Raw genomic sequence first — 18,526 nt, forward strand, 5'->3', positions numbered from 1 at the left:
GGCCGGAACCGGCCGTTTAGCGGACGTTCAGGCGAGGAGTGGGATGGCGTACTGGTTGCTGCGGTCGGAGCCCGACGTGTACGGGTGGGACGACCTGGTCCGCGACGGCGGGACGGAGTGGGACGGGGTGCGCAACGCGACCGCCCGCATCCATCTGAAGGCCATGCAGCCCGGCGACCAGGCAATCTTCTATCACAGCAACAAGGAGAAGGCGGCCGTCGGCGTGATGGAGATCACGCGCGCGTGGCGTCCCGACGGGCCGGACGACGCCTGGGCCTCCGTCGCGGTGAAGCCGGTCGCGAAGCTGCCGAAACCCGTGCCGCTCGCCACGATCAAGGCAGAGCCGCGTCTGTCCGACCTGATGATGATCCGGCAGTCGCGGCTGTCGTGCAGCGCCGTGACGCCGGAGGAATGGGCGGTGCTGATGGAGCTGGCGGGCGCGTGATCGACGCGGCGGAAGCGGTTCACCAGAAGCTCGTCCGGCGGCTGCGCGAGCGCGACCTGCCGGCGATCGGCGTGGAGCGGGGCGGCCTGACGCTCACCGACCTGGCCGAGCTGTTCCATTCGCAGGTGGCGAGCCGCCAGCTCGACCGGCTGTCGCGCCGGCTGCAGGCGCGCGGCGAGGGCTTCTACACGATCGGCAGCTCGGGCCATGAGGGCAATGCCGCGGTCGCCCGGGCGGCGCGGGTCACCGACATGGCGTTCCTGCACTACCGCTCCGCCGCGTTCCAGATCGAGCGGTCAAAGCAGCTTCCCGGCGAGACGCCGACCTGGGACATGCTGCTGAGCTTCGCCGCCTCGTCGGAGGACCCTATCGCGGGCGGGCGGCACAAGGTGATCGGGTCGAAGCGGCTGGCGATCCCGCCGCAGACCAGCACCATCGCCTCGCACCTGCCCAAGGCGGTCGGCGCGGCGTTCGCGCTCGGGCTCGCGCGGCGGATGGGGGTGGCGCCGAGCGTGCCCGCCGATTCGGTGATCATCGCGAGCTTCGGCGATGCGTCGGCGAACCATTCGACGGCACAGGGCGCGTTCAACACCGCCGGCTGGGCGGCGCACCAGGGCACGCCGCTGCCGATCGTGTTCCTCTGCGAGGACAACGGCATCGGCATCTCGACGGCGACCCCGCACGGCTGGATCGAGGCGCAATTCCGCGCCCGGGCAGGGCTGCACTACGTCGCCTGCGACGGAACGGACGTGGTCGACGCGTACCGCGGCGCGCGCGCGGCAATCGATCATGCGCGCCGGACCAAGCGCCCGGTGTTCCTCCACATGAGCACCGTCCGCTTGTACGGCCACGCCGGCAGCGACGTGCAGGCGACCTACCGCCAGCGCGCCGCGATCGAGGCGGAGGAGGAGCGTGACCCGCTGCTCCGCACCGCCGCCTATCTGCTCGCCGACGGCGTGCCGGCCGATGAGCTGCTGGCGATCTACGATCGGGCGGAGGCGACGCTCGCGCGCGCGGCCGAGCTGGCGATCGCGCGGCCCAAGCTCGACAGCGCGGCGGCGGTGATGGCGAGCATCGTGCCGCCGCCCGCATCGCCGCCCCCTGCCCGTGCCCCGTCGACTGAGGAGCGCACCGCGCTGTTCGCGCGCGACGCCGGCCAGATTGACAAGCCGCAGCACATGGCGCGGCTGCTCAGTTGGGCGCTTGCCGACCTGATGCTCCAGCACCCGGAGATCGTGGTGGCGGGGGAGGACGTCGGGCCGAAGGGCGGCGTCTACAACGTCACCGCGCGGCTGCACGAGCGGTTCGGGTCGGCGCGCGTCGTCAACACGCTGCTGGACGAGCAGTCGATCCTGGGACTCGCGATTGGATGCGGCCACGTCGGGCTGTTGCCGATACCGGAAATCCAGTTCCTGGCCTATGTCCACAATGCGGAGGACCAGATCCGGGGCGAGGCGGCGACGCTGCCGTTCTTCTCGCAAGGGCAGTTCACCAACCCCATGGTCGTCCGCATCGCCGGGCTGCCGTACCAGAAGGGATTCGGCGGGCACTTCCACAACGACAACTCGCTCGCCGTCTTCCGCGACGTGCCGGGGGTGGTGCTGGCGGTGCCGTCGAGCGGGGCGGACGCGGTCGCGATGCTGCGCGAGTGCGTGCGCCTGGCGCAAGAGGAGGGTCGGGTGGTCATCTTCATCGAGCCGATCGCGCTCTACATGACCCGCGACCTCCATGCGGAAGGCGACGGGCTGATGACCGCCATCTACGCATCCGACAGCACGCCGGTGCGGCTCGGCGAGGTTGGCGTTCACGATGACGGCGAGGCCCTCGCGATCGTCACCTACGGCAATGGCGCCTTCTTGTCGCGACAGGCGCAGCCGCTGCTCGCCGCGGCGGGGATCGATGCGCGCGTGATCGACCTGCGCTGGCTGGCGCCGCTGCCGGCCGAGGCGCTGCTGGCGGCGGTGGGCACGCGTCCCCGCGTGCTGATCGTCGACGAGTGCCGGAGCACCGGATCGCAGAGCGAGGCGCTGATGGCCTTCTTCACCGAGAAGGCGCCGGACAAACGAGTCGCGCGCATCGCGGCGGAGGACAGCTTCATCCCGCTCGGCAAGGGTGCGACGCTGACGCTGCCAAGCCGCGACGGGATCGTGGCGGCGGCGCGGGCGCTGATCGCCCGTGGCTAGGGAGACGCTGCTCCTCGTCTGCCCGGGCCGCGGCAGCTACGGCAAGGCGGAGCTCGGCAGCCTGGCGCGCTCCGGCGCCGACCTGTCCGCATTCGACGCGATCCGGCGCGAGAACGGGCGGGCGACACTCGCCGAGCTGGACGGTGCGGAGCGGTTCAGCCCCGGTGTCCACCTCGCCGGGCCGAACGCCGCACCGCTGATCTACGCCGGCGGGATCGCCGACGCCGCTGCGATCGATCGGGACCGGTACGAGGTGGTGGCGGTCACCGGCAACTCGATGGGCTGGTACACCACGCTTGCGGTGGCGGGCGCGGTTGGGGCCGAACAGGGCTTCCGCATTGCCGATGCAATGGGGGTCAACTCGGGCAGGCACGGAGCGGGCGGGCAGCTGGTGCTGCGTCTGCTCGACGACGCGTGGCGGCCGGTGCCGGCATTGCGCGAGCGGTTGCTGGCGCTGGCCGAGACGACCGGCTGCGCGCTGTCGATCGATCTCGGCGGTGCGCTGGTGATCGCCGGGCCGGACGAAGGCTTGCGCGTCTTCGCCGACCGCGCGGACGTGGAGACCACCCGTCTTGCCGGCCACGGACCCTTTCACACGCTCCTGATGGCGGAGAGCAGCGCGGCGGCGGTGGCCGAGCTGCCGGCCAAGTGGTTCGGCAACCCGGACGTGCCGCTGATCGACGGACGCGGGCACATCTGGCGCCGCTGGGCGAGCGAGCCTGTCGCGATGTGGCGCTACACCTTCGAAGCGCAGATCCTGCAGGCGTACGACTTTGCGCTGGCGCTCACCGTGGCGCTCCGGGAGTTCGCGCCCGACCGGGTGGTGCTACTCGGGCCGGGCGACGTGCTGGGCGGGGCGATCGCGCAAATGCTGGTCGATCTACGGTGGCTCGGCATGGCGAGCCGCGAGGGGTTTGCCGAACGGCAGGCAAGCGACCCGTTCCTCCTGTCGATGGCGCGCCCCGAGCAGCGTACGCGGTTGATCGCACCGTAATCGTCATCCCAGCGGAAGCTGACATCTATAGCGACTCCTGCATCGACCGCGACGAACAGACCCCAGCTTTCGCTGGAGTGACGGACTTGCCTTTGTAACAAGCCTGCATCATACTGACACCACTGTCAGTAAGGATCAACCTAATGGCCACCCAGCCGCTCTCCGCGCCCAACCCCGGCACGCCGCTCAAACGCGACTGGGGCACCGCTGTGCAGGCATTGCGCCGATTGCTCGCGAATGGCGACGACACGGTGCAGGTCTTCCGTATAATGCGCGCGCTGAACGCGGATGCGAGCCAGAAGAACTACTGCAAGCTGATCGCGACCGGGCAGGGCGGGCGGCTCGCCTACGAGCGGGTAGAGCTGTCGAAGCGGTTCAGCGACCGCGCGTGGCTCGACGCGTTGCCGGCGGGGAGCGTCGGCGCCGCCTACCGCGCCTTTCTCGACCGCACCGGCTTCTCGGCGCAGGGCCTGGCCGACATCAGCATGGCCGACCTCAAGCCCGACAACGCCATGATCGCGCACCCCTATGCCTGGTTCGGGCGGCGCGAGCGCGACGTCCACGATATCTGGCACACGCTGACCGGCTATACGGCCGAGGAGCATCTGGGCGAGTTGTGCCTGGTCGCCTTCTCCTACGCGCAGACCGGCGGGCTCGGCTGGGGGGCGATCGGGCTGGCCGGCGCGCTCAAGAGCCTGCGGGTGACTGGCGGTACAGCGGTGCTGAAGGCGGTGTGGGAGGGCTACCGCCACGGCAAGCGCGCGCACTGGCTGGCGGGCGAGGACTACGAGGCCCTGCTCGCCGAGCCGCTCGACGCGGCGCGGCGGCGGCTGAACATCGCGGAGCCGGTGCTCTACCATCGGGCGCAGGCGGAGTTGCGGGCACGCGGCACGCAGGCGATCTGACCGCGGCGTTGCCGCCGGGGGGCGGGGGGCCTAAGCCGCCCGTCACATGCTAGCGCGCCTCGTTCTCACCGACTTCCGCAACCACGCGGCCGCCGGAATCGACGTCGCGGCGCCCTTTGTGGTCCTGAGCGGCGACAATGGTGCGGGCAAGACCAACGTGCTGGAGGCGGTGTCGCTGCTCGCGCCCGGGCGCGGTCTGCGCCGTGCCGCGCTGTCCGACATGGCGCGTCAGGGCGGGGCGGGTGGCTTCGGCGTTGCCGCGACGCTCGCCGACGCGGTCCAGATCGGCACGGGCACGCGCGGCGATGCGCCCGAGCGGCGGATCGTCCGCGTCAACGGCGCCGCCGCCGCCGCGACCAGCCTGGCCGAATGGCTGAGCGTGTTGTGGCTCACTCCGGCGATGGACCGGCTGTTCACCGCGCCGGGAAGCGAGCGCCGGCGCTTCCTTGATCGGCTGACGCTCGCGATCGCGCCCGCCCACGCCCATCACAGTGCGCGCTACGAGGCGGCGATGCGTCAGCGCAACCGGCTGCTGGCGGAGGCGGCGAATGATCGCGACTGGCTCGGCGCGCTGGAGACAGCGATGGCGGAGCACGGCGCCGCGATCCAGGCGGCTCGCGCCGACCTGGTCGCTGCGCTTGCCGTTGCGCTCGCCGAGGCGCCCGGCGGGTTCGCGCGCGCAACCGTTGCAATCGACGGCGGCGAGGAGGCGGACCTCGCGCGCGCGTTGGCCGACGGTCGGCGCCGCGATGCCACCGCTGGCCGGACGCTGGTCGGGCCGCACCGCGCCGACCTTCTCGTCACCAACCAGGCGAAGGGGCAGGCCGCGTCGCTCAGCTCGACGGGCGAGCAGAAGGCGTTGCTGTTCGGGATCGTGCTCGCCCACGCCCGGCTGGTCGCCGCCCGTACCGGCCGCGCCCCCGTCCTGCTGCTCGACGAGGTCGCGGCGCACCTAGATCCGGTGCGCCGCGCCGCGCTGTTCGCCGCGCTCGCCGGGGTGGGTCAGGTCTGGATGACGGGGACCGAGCGCGCGTTGTTCGCCGACCTGCCGGCAGGGGCCGCGCGCTTCACGGTGGACGCGGGCGAGATCATCCCTGACTAACCCCCGCTTAACCAGTTAGGCGTATCGGTCGCAGGGCGAGCGGGCAGCAGATCGGCCCGCGTGGAGACCGCCGTTGACCAAGGAACTGCCCGCCCCCGGAACGCTCAGCGCCCGCATCGACCTGCCGGCGCGGCTGCGCGTCTTCGGTTTCGACGCCGCGGTGCTCGATCACGCCCGCGCCGCGTGGGAACTGATCGCCGAGGAGGCGAACGCGATCGCGGGCGCCTATTGGGCGCAGTGGGTGGCGAGCTTCGGCGACCAGCGAAGCTGGGCCCCGCACGAGACGCAGCGCATGGTTGAGCTCGGCGCCGCCTTCCTTCGCAACCGCTTCCTCGACACGCGCGGCAACGCCTGGGTCGAGTCGGTCGAGCGTTCGGTCGCCGCCGCCTATGGTGCCGACGTCTCGCCGACCGCACTTCGCTCCATGATCTGCGCCAGCGACAAGGTCGCGCTCGAAGTCCTGCTGAAGAAGGCGGCAGCGGGCGACGCCCGGCTGCCCGGCATGATCGAGGCGGTCATGCGCCTGTCGGCGCTGGAGGGCGACCTTACCGACAGCATATACACCGACCTGCGCAACCACAGTGACAAGGCCGCGCGCGACCGGCTCGCCGTTGATTTCCGCAGCACCATCGCTTCCTCCGTCGAGCTCGCGTCATCCAACGGCGTGTCGCTGCGCGACCAGGCGGGCGTGACCTCCGTCGCGGCGCGGGGCATGCTCGGCAAGACCAGCGAGGTCGCCGCCGCTGCCGAGCAGTCGGCGGTTGCGATGCGCGAGGCCGCGCAGACCGCCGCCGGACTGATCCGCGCGATCGAGGATGCGCGGATGGAAGTAGAGGCCGCCGCCGAGATCGCGACCCGCGCGTCCAGCCAGGCGGGCACCGCCGTCGGCATGAGCGAGACGCTCTCCGATCACGCCAAGTCGATCGAGTCGATTCTGGGGCTGATCCGCGACATCGCCGGCCAGACCAACCTCCTAGCGCTGAACGCCACGATCGAGGCGGCGCGCGCCGGTGACGCCGGCCGCGGCTTCGCGGTGGTCGCGCAGGAGGTGAAGAGCCTCGCCAACCAGACCGCGCGCGCGACCGACGACATCGCCGCCAAGATCGCGGCGATCCAGTCCGCGACCCGTTCGACCGTCGAGACCAACGCCAGCATCAAGGCGACCGTCGCCGAGGTGCAGGACAGCGCCTATCGCATTCGCGCGGCGATGGAAGCACAGGCCACCACCGTCACCGCGATCACCGCCAGCGTCGACGAGACCGCCCTCGCCGCCGATTCGATGTCCGCCACCATTGCTGCGATCCGCGAGGATACGGAGGCGGTCGCCACCAACATCGACCGCGTCGGTCAGGGCTTCGCCAGCCTCGACGAGCAGCTCGGCTCGCTCAAGAGCAGCGCCGGCGACTTCGTCAGCAAGGTGGCCGCCTGAGGCTTCGCGCGGGAGCGCCGCCGATGCGCATCCTCCACGTCCTCGATCACGGGTTGCCGCTGCACAGCGGCTACACGTTCCGCACCCGCGCGATCGTGTCCGCGCAGATGCGACGCGGGCACCAGGTGGCGGCGATCACCGGCCCGCGCCAGCAGGCGCTCGACGTGCCGTTCGAGACCGTCGACGGCATCGACTTCTATCGCACGCCGCCGGTCAACACGCTGCCGGCACCCTTTGGTGAGCTGCGCGAGGTCGCGCACTTCGCCCGACGAATCGACGAAGTGGTGGCCGAGTTCCGTCCAGACGTCCTCCATGCCCACTCGCCCGTGCTCGACGCGCTCTCGGCACTGCGGGTGTCGCGCCGCCGCAACGTGCCGCTGCTTTACGAGATCCGCGCCTTCTGGGAGGATGCCGCGGTCGGGAACGGGACGGGGCATGAGGGATCGGCGCGCTACCGCGCGATCAAGGCGCTGGAGACCTGGACCGCCAAGCGGGTCGACGCGCTCGCCGTCATCTGCGCCGGGCTGCGCGACGACCTGATCGCGCGCGGGGTGGCGGCGGATGCGATCACCGTGTCGCCCAACGGCGTCGACCTGACGCTGTTCGGCGAGCCGCCGGCGCCCGATGCCGCGCTCGCCGCCGAGCTGGGCGTGGCGGACGCCGAAGTGATCGGCTTCATTGGCAGCTTCTACGATTACGAGGGGCTCGACACGCTCATCGCCGCTATGCCGGCGCTCGTTGCGCGGCGGCCGACCCTCCAGCTGGTGCTGGTCGGCGGCGGCCCGGTCGAGGAAGCGCTCCGCGCGCAGGCGGCGGCGTCACCGGCGGCGCACGCGATCCACTTTGTCGGCCGGGTGTCGCACGCGGTGGTGGAGCGCTACTACAGCCTGATCGACGTGCTGGTGTACCCCCGCCGGCGGATGCGGCTGACCGACCTGGTGACACCGCTGAAGCCGCTGGAGGCGATGGCGCAGGGCAAGCTGGTCGCCGCGTCGAACGTTGGCGGCCACCGGGAACTGATCCGCGACGGCGACACCGGCACGCTGTTCGCCGCCGACTCGCCCGCAGCCCTTGCGGCACGGGTCGCCGACCTGTTCGAGCACCGGAGCGGCTGGGACGCGATGCGCGCGCGCGGTCGCGCGTTCGTCGCGGAGGAGCGCGACTGGGCACGCAACGTCGCGCGCTACGACGGCGTTTACCACAAAATTACCGCTGCTGCGGCAAGGAAGCCCCTATGGTTGCGTTCCCCATCATCCGCCGCCTGAAGCGGCCGAGTGCCGCCACGGTGGCGATCCTGGCGGGCACCGCCGTCGCATGCGCGCTGCTGTTCGTGCCGATCGACCTGATCGAGGGCGTCGTGTCGCGCAGCGGGCTGCCGGCGCTGTTCCCGGCCGCCGAGCCGCCGCTCGGATCGACCGCGCGGATGGCGTTGGCAATTACGCTCGGCAGCGGCATTGGCGCGGTCGCCTGGTTCGCGCTGACGCTGCTGTGGGGCGACGCGGCGGCGACACCCGCGCCGGTCCAGGCCGCCGGGGTTCCGGTGCTCCGCCGTGCCGACGCCCATCCCGATGCGCCGCCGCGCCCACCGCTGCTCGCCACCCGTGATCTGGGTGATCCGTTCGCGGACACCGTCGTGCCGATCCTCGCGCGCGTGTCGAAGCCTGAGCCCGCCCCCGAGCCGATCCTGATCGAGCAACCGCTGCCCCGCGACCTCGATGCGCCGCTCGCCGCCTTCGATCCGACCGCCATCCCCGCCGCGCCTGCGACGCCCAGCGAGCCGGTCGCGCCGCTCTTCCGTCCCCGCCCGATTCCGTGCGAGCCGGGCGAGCGGATCGAGGCGTTCGAACTCCGCCCACCAGTTCGCCCGGTCGCCGCCGACGCACCCGCGCCGATCGCCGCGCCGCGCACCGACGCCAGCATCCACGCGCTGCTCGAACGGCTCGAGCGTGGAGTCGCTGCCCGGACAACGCGCGAGACGGACACCCGTCCGACCACGATCGACGATGCGCTTGCCGAGCTGCGCCGGATGGCGACCCGCTAACCGCCACGCTCACCGGTCCTCGACGGTCAGCGCCTCCAGCCGGACGGAAGCGATCCCGGCGACCCGTTCGTGCGCGACGACGATCAGGTCCGCGAGCAGATGCCCGCGCAGCCGGAACTCGCTCTCGGGTAGCGCCGCCAGCCACGCCTCGGCCGCCGGATCGGCGCGCAGCGTCAGCGCGATCTCGTGGCGCATTCCGGTAAACGTCGCACTTGCCCAGCGGGTGGTGGCGACTTCGCCGATCACGGGCGTCAGCCCATGTGCGACTGCGGAGGCGAGCAGCGCACGCTCCAGCAGCGTTGTCGCATCGGGGCCCCGGCTCATCGCCCCGCCTCCGCCTGCTGGCGCAGGTAAGCCTCGATCCGTGCCACGGTACGCGGTCCCGGGCTGCGCCCGCGCTTCAGGTCGTGCACCAGCCGCGGGTCGCGCACCGCCTCTCGCCCGAACCGCGTTGGCGGCATCCCGCTCGCCCGCAGATAGGCCAGGATCTTGCCGAGAATCATCACGTCCACCTCTCTCGCCTGAGTCAGCGTTCCTATTCTGTTCTAATTTCCTACTTGTATAGGAGTTTTCCTACGAGTAGGCGGAACAGGTGGATGGTGACGCGCAGCGAACCGCCCTCAGGGCCCTGATCGCGCGTGATGGCGTCAGCCTCGCGACCCTCTCGCGCGCGCTCGGCCGCAATGCCGCCTGGGTGCAGCAATTCCTGGCCCGGGGAACGCCGCGGGTTCTGCCAGAGGGGGACAGAGCGACGCTCGCGCGCTTCTTTGGTGTGGACGAGGCGGCGCTCGGCGGCGCGCCGTCGCCGATCGTCACGGTGCCATGGCTCGACATCGCCGTGTCCGCGGGCCCTGGGCGCTTCGCGACCGGCGAGCGGGTGGTGGCGGAGGCGGGCTACGCCGCCGCCGACCTGGAGCGGCTGGGCGTGGCGGCGGCCGATGCCGGGATTTTCCCGGTGGCGGGCGACTCGATGTACCCGACGCTGCAGGACGGTGACCGCATCCTGGTCGACCGCGGCCGACGCCAACCGGGACCGGCCGGGGCGATCTGGGTCATCCGGGTGGGCGATGCCTTGTTCGTGAAGCGGCTCGCGCGCGCCGGTCTGCACTGGCGCATCATCAGCGACAACGCCGCCGAGGAGCAGCGCCCCGCCGCCGAAGTCACGGTGCTTGGCCGGGTGGTGCAGCTCGTCCGAACGCTGTGACCCGCGACCATGGCAAGGCTTGCCAAGTGCCGCGCCGTGCCGATGATGCGCGCCGACGGGTGAGGAGTGGGACGATGACGGGCAGCAGCCGGCGGCAGGTGTTGGGTGCGATCGGGGGCGGGTCGATCGCGCTGCTCGCGGCCGCGCGAACGTCCGCGCAGAGCCGGCCGCCCGCGCGCAAGCTCGGCTACGCCATCGTCGGGCTGGGCTATTATGCGACGCAGCAGATCATGCCGCAGTTCCGCAACTGCCGCCACAGCCGCCTAGTCGCGCTGGTCAGCGGCACGCCCGAGAAGCTCGCGCGCTACGGCGCGGAGTACGGGGTCCCGGCGCGGAACCGCTACGACTACAAGAGCTTCGACCGAATCCGCGACAATCCCGACATCGACATCGTCTATGTCGTGCTGCCGAACAACATGCACGCCGAGTACACGATCCGCGCCGCCCGCGCCGGCAAGCACGTGATGTGCGAGAAGCCGATGGCGGTGAGCGTGGCCGAGTGCCAGGCGATGATCGCCGCCTGCCGCGCCGCCGGCCGCAAGCTGATGATCGGCTATCGCAGCCGGTTCGAGCCGCACAATCGCCTCGCGATCGAGCTCGCGCGCAAGGGGGAGGTCGGCCCGACCCGGGTCATCATCGCCCAGCACGGCTTCGATGCGAAGCCGAACCAGTGGCGGCTCGACCGCCGGATGGCGGGGGGCGGATCGATGATGGACATCGGCATCTACAGCCTGAACGCCGCGCGCTACCTGACCGGGGAGGAGCCGGTGTCGGTCACGGCGGTCGACTCGACCGACCGCCGCGACCCACGCTTCGCGTCCGTCGAGGACCGGGTCAGCTTCCAGCTGACCTTTCCGTCCGGGATCATCGCCGACTGCCTGTCGAGCTACAGCTCCAACCACAATGGCTACCGCGTGGCCGGGACGGAGGGCCACATCGACCTTGAACCCGCGACCTCCTACACCGGTCAGCGGATGAGCATTCGCCGCGGCGACCAGACCAGTGTCCGCACCGTGCCGCCCGGCGACGTGAACCAGTTCGCGGGCCAGCTTGATCACCTGTCGCAGTGCGTGATCGACGGCACCGACCCGATTGTCGGGGGGGAGGAAGGCCTCGCCGACCTGCGCCTGATCGAAGCGGTCTACCGCGCCGCTCGCGAAGGCCGCGCCGTCAGGCTCGGCTGATGCGCCGCCCGTCCCTTCGTCCGATCCACCCTTCTGCCGTTCTCGGGAGCACGAACGCATGACCATCCTCCTCTCCCGTCGCGCGTGCGTGGCCGGTCTCGCGGTGCTGCCGGTGCTCGCGCGGGCACAGGCGCCCGAGCCGGCGGGCGGCGTCCAGCAGCTTGATCCGGCGCTCGCCCGGTTGATCGATCCGGCCTTGCGGCCGGAGGTGCTCGGGCGCGGCTATCGCTGGGCGGAGGGGCCGGTGTGGGTGCGGCGCGGCAACTACCTGCTCTTCGCCGACGTGCCGGGCAACCGCATCTGGCGGTGGCGCGCCGGCGCCGGGCTCGACATCTTCATGGAGCCGTCGGGGCTGGTCGGGCCGGTGCCCGATGCCTTCAACGAGGCGGGGGCGAACGGCCTCGCGATCGATCCGGCCGGCCGGCTGGTGATGGCCGACAGCGGCACCCGCGCGGTCGCCCGCCTCGACCTTGCGACCAGGCGCAAGACGATCCTGGTCGACCGGTACGAGGGCAAGCGCTTCAACAGCCCCAACACGGTCGCGGTCGCGCGGAGCGGCGCGATCTTCTTCAGCGACCCGCCCTACGGTCTCAAGGACCAGGACGGCTCGCCCCTGCGCGAGCTCGACTTCCAGGGGCTCTACCGCCTCGATCCGGACGGCAGCCTGCACCTGCTCGACCGCTCGCATCGCCGCCCCAACGGGATCGCCATTTCGCCCGACCAGCGCACGCTCTATCTCGCGCTTTCCGACGAGACCCGGCCGGAGGTGCTCGCCTATCCGCTCGACGCCCGCGGCAACGTCGGCCAGGCGCGCGTCTTCAGCGACATGCGCGCGGCGCAGGCGGCGGGGGGCAAGGGGCTGCCCGACGGAATGGTCACCGACCGCGCCGGCAACCTGTTCGCGACCGGCCCGGGCGGCGTGCACGTGCTGACCCCAGCGGGCAAGCGGCTGGGCATCATCGCGACGGGCAAGGCCGTCGCCAACTGCTGCTTCGGCGGACCGACCGGGTCCACGCTGTTCATGACCTCGCACGACACGCTGCAACGGGTGGAGACGCGTACCCGCGGCTGGTAGTGGACCCAACCCGGATCAGGCCGAAGCCCTCTCGACCGCTGCTGCGGCGCTGCTAAGGTAGCGCTAACAAGAAGCAGGGTGGAGGATGCGATGCGGGGCATGGTGACGATGGCGGCGGCGATTGCCTTGGCGGGCGTGGCGCTGCCCGCGGCCGCGCAGGCGCCCCAGCTGCGGCTCGACCGGTCGGAGTATTTCGAGGCGCCGGGCGTCAACTGGCTGGTCTTCTCCAACACCAACGAGGGGCTGTTCGCCGACGCCAAGATCAGCGGCGTCGAGCTGATCCAGCAGGGCATCCGCACCGCCACCAACGGCGACGTCCGCCTGGCCGCGACGCCGGGGCAGTGGGATCCGGCCGCGCAGCTCGTCAGCCGCCGCGTCGACAAGGTGGCCGGCGTGATCGAGGCGGTGATGGCCTATTCCGACTTCCGCTACACGGTCCGCGCGGAGCGGCGCGGCGGCGCGGTGGTGCTGTCGGTGATCCTCGGCCAGGCACTGCCCGCGGCGATGGCGGGCAAGGCGGGGCTGAACCTGGAGTTCGTGCCCTCCGCCTACTTCCACCACAGCTTCCTCGCCGACGGCCGCCCGGGCACCTTTCCGCTGCATCCCGCCAGCGGCATGGTCGCGACGGCCGAGCGCAATCTCGCGAGCGGGCGCAGCGACGGGCCGGGTGCCGAGCCGCTGCCGTTTGCGAGCGGCAGGACGCTGGTGCTCTCGCCGGAGGACGCCGCGCGTCACGTGACGATCACCAGCAGCGACGGCACGCTGCAGCTGTTCGACGGGCGCAACCAGGCTCAGAACGGCTGGTTCGTGGTGCGCCAGCTGCTCCCCGCCGGACGCACCGGCACGGTGGTGCAGTGGACGCTGGAGGCGAAGAGCGTGCCCGGCTGGCTGCGCCCGCCGGTCATCGCGCACTCGCAGCTCGGCTACGCGCCGGACGGCGCAAAGGTCGCGACGATCGAGCTCGACCGCGATGACCGCCGCCGCCTGCCGGTGAAGCTGTTCCGTGTGGAGGCGAATGGGACGAAGGCGGCGGTGCCGCTGCCTGCGCCCAAGCCGTGGGGCGAGTACCTGCGCTACCGCTACCTTCAGGCGGACTTCAGCAGCGTGACGCGGCCGGGCACCTACCTGCTCCAGTACGGCGACACGACCACCGCGCCCTTTCCGATCGCGCCCGGGCTGTACGACACCGCCTGGCACCCCGCGAGCGACGTCTACCTGCCGGTCGCGATGGACCATGTCGCCGTCAACGAGGCGTACCGGGTGTGGCACGGCGACGCGCACCGCGACGACGCGCGCCAGGCGCCGGTCAACCACGAGCACATCGACCTCTATCGCCAGGGCCCGACCACCGACACGAAGTTCGCGCCCGGCGAGCACATCCCCGGCCTGAACGTCGGCGGCTGGCTCGATGCCGGCGATTTCGACATCCGCACCCAGACCCAGTACCACGTCATCCGCCTACTGGCGGACAGCATGGAGCGCTGGGGGCTGGACCGCGACACAACCTGGGTCGACTGGAACAGCCGCCGGGTAGAGCTCCACGTGCCCGACGGCACCCCTGACCTGCTCCAGCAGGTCCGCCACGGCAGCATCCAGCTGCTCGCGCAGTTCGACGCGGTCGGCCACGCCATCCACGGCATCGTGGAGCCCGATGTCGGCCAGTACACCCACCTGGGCGACGCCGCGTCGAAGACCGACGGCCTCGTCTATGACAAGGCGCTCGCGCCGTATCAGCAGCGCTTCGACCGGGATGGCGGTCGCAGCGGCACGCCCGACGACCGCTGGGCCTTCACCAGCAAGGCATCGGCGCTCAATTACGGCTCGGCCGCCGCGCTGGCAGCGGCGGCGCGCGTGTTCAAGGGTCGCGACGACGCCTTCGCCGCCGCAGCCCTCGCCCGCGCGCAGAAGGTCTGGGCCGACGAGCACAGCCACGCCCCCGACACCTTCCGCCACGGCAACACGACCGGCGGCCCGCTGGAGGAGGAGGAGTTCGCCGCCGCGGTCGAGCTGCTCGCCGCGACCCGCGACCAGCGCTACGCGAGCCGCGTGGCCGAGCTCTACCCCAAGATGGCGGAGGATTTCGACGGCAACGCCTGGGCGGTGCTGAAGGCGCTGCCGTTCATGCCGCCCGCCTTCCGCGACACCGTCCGTCCGGCCGCGCAGGCGTGGAACGAGCGCGCGACCGCGATGCTTAAGGCCAATCCGTTCGGCGTGCCGATCACGACCGGCGGCTGGGCGGGCAGCGGCGCGGTGATGCAGTTCGGGCTTAACGCTTATCTGCTCAACCAGGCGTTCCCCGATCTGGTCGACACCGCACCGGTCACCCGGGCGCTCGACTTTATCCACGGCCACCATCCGGCGCACGACCTGTCGCTCGTGTCCGGTGTCGGCACCCGGTCGAAGGAGGTCGCCTATGGCAGCAACCGCGCCGATTTTAGCTACATCGCCGGCGGCGTGGTGCCGGGAATCCTGATCCTCAAGCCCGACTATCCGGAGAACCGCGAGGACTGGCCGTTCTTCTGGGGCGAGAACGAATATGTCGTGCCGCAGTCGGCGATGTACATCGCGCTGGTCAACGCGGCGAAGGAACTCGAGGGCAAGCGGTAGGCTGAGCGCTCCCGCCTGCGCGGGAGCACGTCCGGCTCAAGCCGCATAGCGCTTCAGGAACTCGCCGTGCGCCGGCATCGACGCGACCCGCTCGCGCACCGACCGGCGCATGCCCTCGAACGTCTGGCGCAGCCGCTCGTCCGGCATGATCCGCCCGAGCAGGTGGTGACCGCCCGGCTGCAGGCGTTGCCCGAGCATCACCTGCACCCAGCTGTCGACCCGGAACAGGTCCTCCGCGCCCTGGTAGGCGTGCGCGTCCTCCACCCACAGCGCGATCCGGTCGGCCAGGCTCTGCGGCACGCTCATGTCGCGACAGCGCCGCCAGAACGGCGAGTCGTCGCGCTCGGTCAGCTTGTAGTGGAGGATGATGAAGTCGCGGACCCGCTCCAGCTCGGTGCGGGACTGCGCGTTGAAGCGGCGTCGCAGCCCTTCGTGACAACCGCCGAAGGGGAACAACTGCATCAGCCGTGTGATGCCGATCATGATCAGGTGAATGCTGGTCGACTCGAGCGGCTCGACGAACCCGCTGGAAAGGCCGAGCGAGACGCAGTTGGCGGCCCAGCTCTGCTCGCGCCGCCCCGTGCGGTAGCGGATAAGGCGGGGCTCGGTGCGGGTGGGTCCGTCCAGGCTGGCGAGCAGCCGCTCGCGGGCCGCGTCGTCGTCCAGAAAGGCGCTGGCGTAGACCAGGCCGTTGCCGACGCGGTTCTGGAGCGGGATCTGCCAGCGCCAGCCGGCGTCGTGCGCCACCGCGCGGGTGTATGGCACCGCCGGGCGGGTACTCTCCGTCTGCACGGCCAGAGCGCGGTCGGTCTGCAGCCACTCGCCCCAGTCCTCGAAGCCGACGCCGAGCGTCTCGCCGAGCAGCAGCGCGCGGAAGCCCGTGCAGTCGATGAACAGGTCGCCCGGCACCTCCGCACCGCTGTCGAGCACGAGTGCGCGGATTTCGCCGCTCTCTCCGTCGCGATCCACCCGGGCGATCTTGCCCTCGATCCGCCGCACGCCCGCCGCTTCGCTCCGCGCGCGCAGGTGGCGGGCGTAGAGCGTCGCGTCGAGGTGAAAGGCGTAGCTGGTGTCCTGTCCCTCGCCGCCGGCGAAGCGCTCGGCGGCGGCCGCCTCATGCTCCAGGCAGTAGGCGCCGATCTCGTCCGCCACACCGGCCGCACGGGCGTGCAGCCAGAAATGGTGGAACTCGCCCATCCACGTCGAGCGGCCGAGCGTGCCGAACGAGTGGATGTAGCGGTCGCCGATCCGGGCCCAGTTCTCGAACGAGATGCCGAGCTTGAAGGTCGCGTTGGTGGCGCGCAGGAACTCGCGTTCGTCCAGCCCGATCAAAGCGTGGAAGCTGCGCACCGTCGGGATCGTCGCCTCGCCTACGCCGACCGTGCCGATCTCGTCCGATTCGACCAGCGTGATGTCGAGCAGCTTGCCTAGCTGGTGCGACAGCGCCGCTGCCGCCAGCCAACCGGCGGTGCCGCCGCCGGCGATCACCACCCGGCGTACGCGCTGTTCTCCCGTCATCGGCACGCTCATCGATTGAACCTTTGCAGCAATTGCGCGCGCAGCCGGCGCGCACCCATGTCATCGAGCGGGGCGAGCGCACCGCGGGCGGCGGGCGGCAGGTGTGCGCCGGCCCGTTCGGGCTCGCCGAACACGTAGTAATCGAACAGGTGGCGCCACGCCTCCTTCTCGCCCGCCGGCCGGTCGCGGAGGCTCAGCAGCGCGTGGAGCAGCGTGTTCTGGGGCGTGTCGACGTAGGCGGGGGAGGGGTTCCACCAATAGTTGATCATGATGTTGAAGGCATCGAGCGCCTCCACATTGTGCCACCACAGCGCCGGGTAGATCAGCACGTCGCCGGGCTCCAGCTCCGCAACCTCGGCGCTCTCCAGCGCCTCCTCGAAGCGCGGAAAGCGCTGGAAGTCGGGGGCGCGCAGGTCGACCATGCTGACGACCTGGCCGGCGGGGGTGAGGTCGAGCGGACCGGGATAAAGGTTGGCGACCTGCGCGGGCGGGAACAGCGTGAAGCGGCGGCGCCCGACCAGGCACGACGCCATGTTGTTCGACATGTCGTAGTGGGTGGCTGCGATCGTCCGGTTTCCGATCCAGGCGCTGACCAGCGGCCGGCTGGTGGCGAGCTGCGGATCGCCGAACGGCAGCACGGCCTCCTCGCGCAGCCCTGGCAGATACTGGTCGATGTCGGTCGAGCCGATGTAGATGTACGGCGCCTCAAGATCGTCCAGGCCGTCGCGAAGCCGATCGAGATAGTCGCCGAGCGGCCCACGCTCGCGCGCGAAGTTGAGGCCGCTCAGGTCGTCGTTGTAGCCGAAACGCCCGCCGATCACCGGCTCACCCACATAGGCCGTGACCGGGCGACCCCCATCGAAGCGGCGCAACCACTCGATCGCGTGGGCGGCGCCTTGCCGCCCCGCCGCCACGATCGGCAGGTCGCCCGCTATTCCGCGCAGGATCGCGGGTGTCCCCTCGGCGATCAGGTCGGCGACGGGAAGCGTGCGGGCATCCAGCTCCTCGATTACCCGCGTCCGACGAAGCGGTGCGGCCATCACGCCTGCTCCAGCAGCGCCCGCTTGCGCGCGATCAGCCCCTGGATGTTGCCGAGCGACGCCGCGGCGAGAATCGCGAGCCGCAGCAGGCCCGAGCGGTGGAGGTGCTCCAGCGGCTCGCCGGAGAGCGCCGCCAGCCGCTCGACATCGACCACCAGCACGTCCGGCACGGTGTAGCGGCGCTCCTCGCTCACATCGACGGAGAGCGTGACGGGCGAGAGCAGCCCGGCCTCGTCGAGTGCCGCCCAGGCCTGCGGCGCGGTCTGCAGCCCCTCGTACAGCAGCCGCAGCACGCCCGACACATGCTCCAGGTACGGCGCGTTGCCGCCGTGTTCCAGGAACAGCGGCAGGCCGTCCGGGTCGCCGACGCGGGCGTCGTCCAGGTCGACGTGGATCATCGGTGTGCCCTCTCCGCCGGGGCTGACGCCGATCGAGAAAGGTCCCCGGCGATGCGTCGCGGGCACGTAGCGGCTGGTCCAGCGATCGTCCTGAAGGAAAAGGTTCTCGTCGGCGTCGAAGCCGAGCAGGGCATAGGCCTTGAGTTCTGCCCCACGGCGGCGGAACACGACGGCGAACTCGCGCTGCACCTCCTCGATCTCCGCTGGCAGGACGAGTGCCTGGTTGGCGGCATCGCCGAAGGCGCCGCCGCCGCGCGGATGCACGCGCAGCGCGGCATGATCGATGTTGTTGATCTGTACGGGCGTCATGTGGGCCTTGCTTGTCCGATCCTAGCAGCGCTGGCGGGAGGACAAAAGAGAAAGGCCGCCCCGCGAGCGTCGCGAAGCGGCCTGTTCTCCTG

The 18,526-nt window shown here is 71.1% G+C and carries 17 protein-coding genes; 12 read left to right on the top strand and 5 right to left on the bottom strand.

Annotation, left to right across the window (positions count from 1 at the left end):
• Nucleotides 1-43 precede the first annotated feature (43 nt).
• From CRO12_RS07970 to CRO12_RS08005, 8 genes are all read left to right on the top strand, one after another.
• Nucleotides 44-445, top strand: coding sequence for an EVE domain-containing protein (locus tag CRO12_RS07970; RefSeq protein WP_097063544.1), 402 nt, complete (start codon nt 44-46; stop codon nt 443-445).
• A complete protein-coding gene (locus CRO12_RS07975) occupies nt 442-2,628 on the top strand; it encodes a thiamine pyrophosphate-dependent enzyme (RefSeq protein WP_245858327.1) in 2,187 nt (728 codons plus the stop codon). The genes CRO12_RS07970 and CRO12_RS07975 overlap by 4 nt, the downstream gene beginning before the upstream one ends.
• The gene (locus CRO12_RS07980; protein ID WP_097063546.1) at nt 2,621-3,622 is read left to right on the top strand and encodes an acyl carrier protein; all 1,002 of its coding nucleotides are present in this window, start codon (nt 2,621-2,623) and stop codon (nt 3,620-3,622) included. Before CRO12_RS07975 ends, CRO12_RS07980 begins: the two co-directional genes overlap by 8 nt.
• Before the next feature lie 143 nt (nt 3,623-3,765).
• Complete coding sequence (locus CRO12_RS07985; protein ID WP_097063547.1) at nt 3,766-4,527, top strand: Coq4 family protein; 762 nt, start codon at nt 3,766-3,768, stop codon at nt 4,525-4,527.
• A gap of 46 nt (nt 4,528-4,573) precedes the next feature.
• On the top strand, nt 4,574-5,629 hold the full coding sequence (recF, locus tag CRO12_RS07990; RefSeq protein WP_097063548.1) for a DNA replication/repair protein RecF: 1,056 nt from the start codon (nt 4,574-4,576) through the stop codon (nt 5,627-5,629).
• Between the two features lie 73 nt (nt 5,630-5,702).
• Complete coding sequence (locus tag CRO12_RS07995) at nt 5,703-7,058, top strand: methyl-accepting chemotaxis protein (protein ID WP_245858328.1); 1,356 nt, start codon at nt 5,703-5,705, stop codon at nt 7,056-7,058.
• Nucleotides 7,059-7,081: 23 nt separating this feature from the next.
• Nucleotides 7,082-8,323: a TIGR04063 family PEP-CTERM/XrtA system glycosyltransferase gene (locus tag CRO12_RS08000; protein WP_097063549.1), complete on the top strand. Its 1,242-nt coding sequence runs from the start codon at nt 7,082-7,084 to the stop codon at nt 8,321-8,323.
• The gene (locus CRO12_RS08005) at nt 8,293-9,099 is read left to right on the top strand and encodes a hypothetical protein (protein WP_097063550.1); all 807 of its coding nucleotides are present in this window, start codon (nt 8,293-8,295) and stop codon (nt 9,097-9,099) included. Before CRO12_RS08000 ends, CRO12_RS08005 begins: the two co-directional genes overlap by 31 nt.
• 9 nt (nt 9,100-9,108) lie before the next feature.
• Here CRO12_RS08005 and CRO12_RS08010 read toward each other — a convergent pair whose 3' ends face one another.
• Both CRO12_RS08010 and CRO12_RS08015 read right to left on the bottom strand, forming a co-directional pair.
• Nucleotides 9,109-9,423 (bottom strand): hypothetical protein, encoded by a 315-nt coding sequence (locus CRO12_RS08010; protein ID WP_097063551.1) that lies wholly within the window; start codon nt 9,421-9,423, stop codon nt 9,109-9,111.
• Nucleotides 9,420-9,602 carry a hypothetical protein gene (locus CRO12_RS08015; protein WP_179641000.1) on the bottom strand — a complete coding sequence of 61 codons (183 nt, stop codon included), beginning with the start codon at nt 9,600-9,602 and terminating at the stop codon, nt 9,420-9,422. Before CRO12_RS08015 ends, CRO12_RS08010 begins: the two co-directional genes overlap by 4 nt.
• An 89-nt stretch (nt 9,603-9,691) precedes the next feature.
• On the opposite strand from CRO12_RS08015, the gene CRO12_RS08020 reads away from it, so the two are divergent.
• From CRO12_RS08020 to CRO12_RS08035, 4 genes are all read left to right on the top strand, one after another.
• Nucleotides 9,692-10,303: a S24 family peptidase gene (locus CRO12_RS08020; RefSeq protein ID WP_097063552.1), complete on the top strand. Its 612-nt coding sequence runs from the start codon at nt 9,692-9,694 to the stop codon at nt 10,301-10,303.
• A 74-nt stretch (nt 10,304-10,377) separates the two neighbouring features.
• Nucleotides 10,378-11,487, top strand: a complete 1,110-nt coding sequence (locus tag CRO12_RS08025) for a Gfo/Idh/MocA family protein (protein WP_097063553.1) — start codon at nt 10,378-10,380, stop codon at nt 11,485-11,487.
• A 58-nt stretch (nt 11,488-11,545) separates the two neighbouring features.
• Nucleotides 11,546-12,562: an SMP-30/gluconolactonase/LRE family protein gene (locus CRO12_RS08030; protein WP_097063554.1), complete on the top strand. Its 1,017-nt coding sequence runs from the start codon at nt 11,546-11,548 to the stop codon at nt 12,560-12,562.
• A gap of 90 nt (nt 12,563-12,652) precedes the next feature.
• The gene (locus tag CRO12_RS08035; RefSeq protein ID WP_179640927.1) at nt 12,653-15,169 is read left to right on the top strand and encodes a glycoside hydrolase family 9 protein; all 2,517 of its coding nucleotides are present in this window, start codon (nt 12,653-12,655) and stop codon (nt 15,167-15,169) included.
• 36 nt (nt 15,170-15,205) lie between these two features.
• On the opposite strand, the gene CRO12_RS08040 is transcribed toward CRO12_RS08035, so the two are convergent.
• Genes CRO12_RS08040 through CRO12_RS08050 form a run of 3 tightly spaced genes read right to left on the bottom strand, consistent with a single transcriptional unit; the run spans nt 15,206 to nt 18,434 of the window.
• On the bottom strand, nt 15,206-16,687 hold the full coding sequence (locus tag CRO12_RS08040; RefSeq protein WP_097064236.1) for a tryptophan halogenase family protein: 1,482 nt from the start codon (nt 16,685-16,687) through the stop codon (nt 15,206-15,208).
• An 8-nt stretch (nt 16,688-16,695) separates the two neighbouring features.
• Entirely contained in the window at nt 16,696-17,727 is a 1,032-nt protein-coding gene (locus CRO12_RS08045; protein WP_097063555.1) for a cupin-like domain-containing protein, read from the bottom strand.
• Nucleotides 17,727-18,434 (bottom strand): SapC family protein, encoded by a 708-nt coding sequence (locus tag CRO12_RS08050; RefSeq protein ID WP_097063556.1) that lies wholly within the window; start codon nt 18,432-18,434, stop codon nt 17,727-17,729. Before CRO12_RS08050 ends, CRO12_RS08045 begins: the two co-directional genes overlap by 1 nt.
• Nucleotides 18,435-18,526 lie beyond the last annotated feature (92 nt).

The sequence above is a fragment of the Sphingomonas guangdongensis genome (assembly GCF_900199185.1).
Classification (GTDB): domain Bacteria; phylum Pseudomonadota; class Alphaproteobacteria; order Sphingomonadales; family Sphingomonadaceae; genus Sphingomonas; species Sphingomonas guangdongensis.

What these genes read in the sequence shown, in the direction of transcription:
- CRO12_RS07970 (WP_097063544.1), top strand. Translation starts at nt 44, where the DNA reads ATGGCGTACTGGTTGCTGCGGTCGGAGCCCGACGTGTACGGGTGGGAC.
- CRO12_RS07985 (WP_097063547.1), top strand. Translation starts at nt 3,766, where the DNA reads ATGGCCACCCAGCCGCTCTCCGCGCCCAACCCCGGCACGCCGCTCAAA.
- recF (WP_097063548.1), top strand. Translation starts at nt 4,574, where the DNA reads ATGCTAGCGCGCCTCGTTCTCACCGACTTCCGCAACCACGCGGCCGCC.
- CRO12_RS08000 (WP_097063549.1), top strand. Translation starts at nt 7,082, where the DNA reads ATGCGCATCCTCCACGTCCTCGATCACGGGTTGCCGCTGCACAGCGGC.
- CRO12_RS08005 (WP_097063550.1), top strand. Translation starts at nt 8,293, where the DNA reads ATGGTTGCGTTCCCCATCATCCGCCGCCTGAAGCGGCCGAGTGCCGCC.
- CRO12_RS08010 (WP_097063551.1), bottom strand. Translation starts at nt 9,423, where the DNA reads ATGAGCCGGGGCCCCGATGCGACAACGCTGCTGGAGCGTGCGCTGCTC.
- CRO12_RS08015 (WP_179641000.1), bottom strand. Translation starts at nt 9,602, where the DNA reads ATGATTCTCGGCAAGATCCTGGCCTATCTGCGGGCGAGCGGGATGCCG.
- CRO12_RS08025 (WP_097063553.1), top strand. Translation starts at nt 10,378, where the DNA reads ATGACGGGCAGCAGCCGGCGGCAGGTGTTGGGTGCGATCGGGGGCGGG.
- CRO12_RS08030 (WP_097063554.1), top strand. Translation starts at nt 11,546, where the DNA reads ATGACCATCCTCCTCTCCCGTCGCGCGTGCGTGGCCGGTCTCGCGGTG.
- CRO12_RS08035 (WP_179640927.1), top strand. Translation starts at nt 12,653, where the DNA reads ATGCGGGGCATGGTGACGATGGCGGCGGCGATTGCCTTGGCGGGCGTG.
- CRO12_RS08040 (WP_097064236.1), bottom strand. Translation starts at nt 16,687, where the DNA reads ATGACGGGAGAACAGCGCGTACGCCGGGTGGTGATCGCCGGCGGCGGC.
- CRO12_RS08045 (WP_097063555.1), bottom strand. Translation starts at nt 17,727, where the DNA reads ATGGCCGCACCGCTTCGTCGGACGCGGGTAATCGAGGAGCTGGATGCC.
- CRO12_RS08050 (WP_097063556.1), bottom strand. Translation starts at nt 18,434, where the DNA reads ATGACGCCCGTACAGATCAACAACATCGATCATGCCGCGCTGCGCGTG.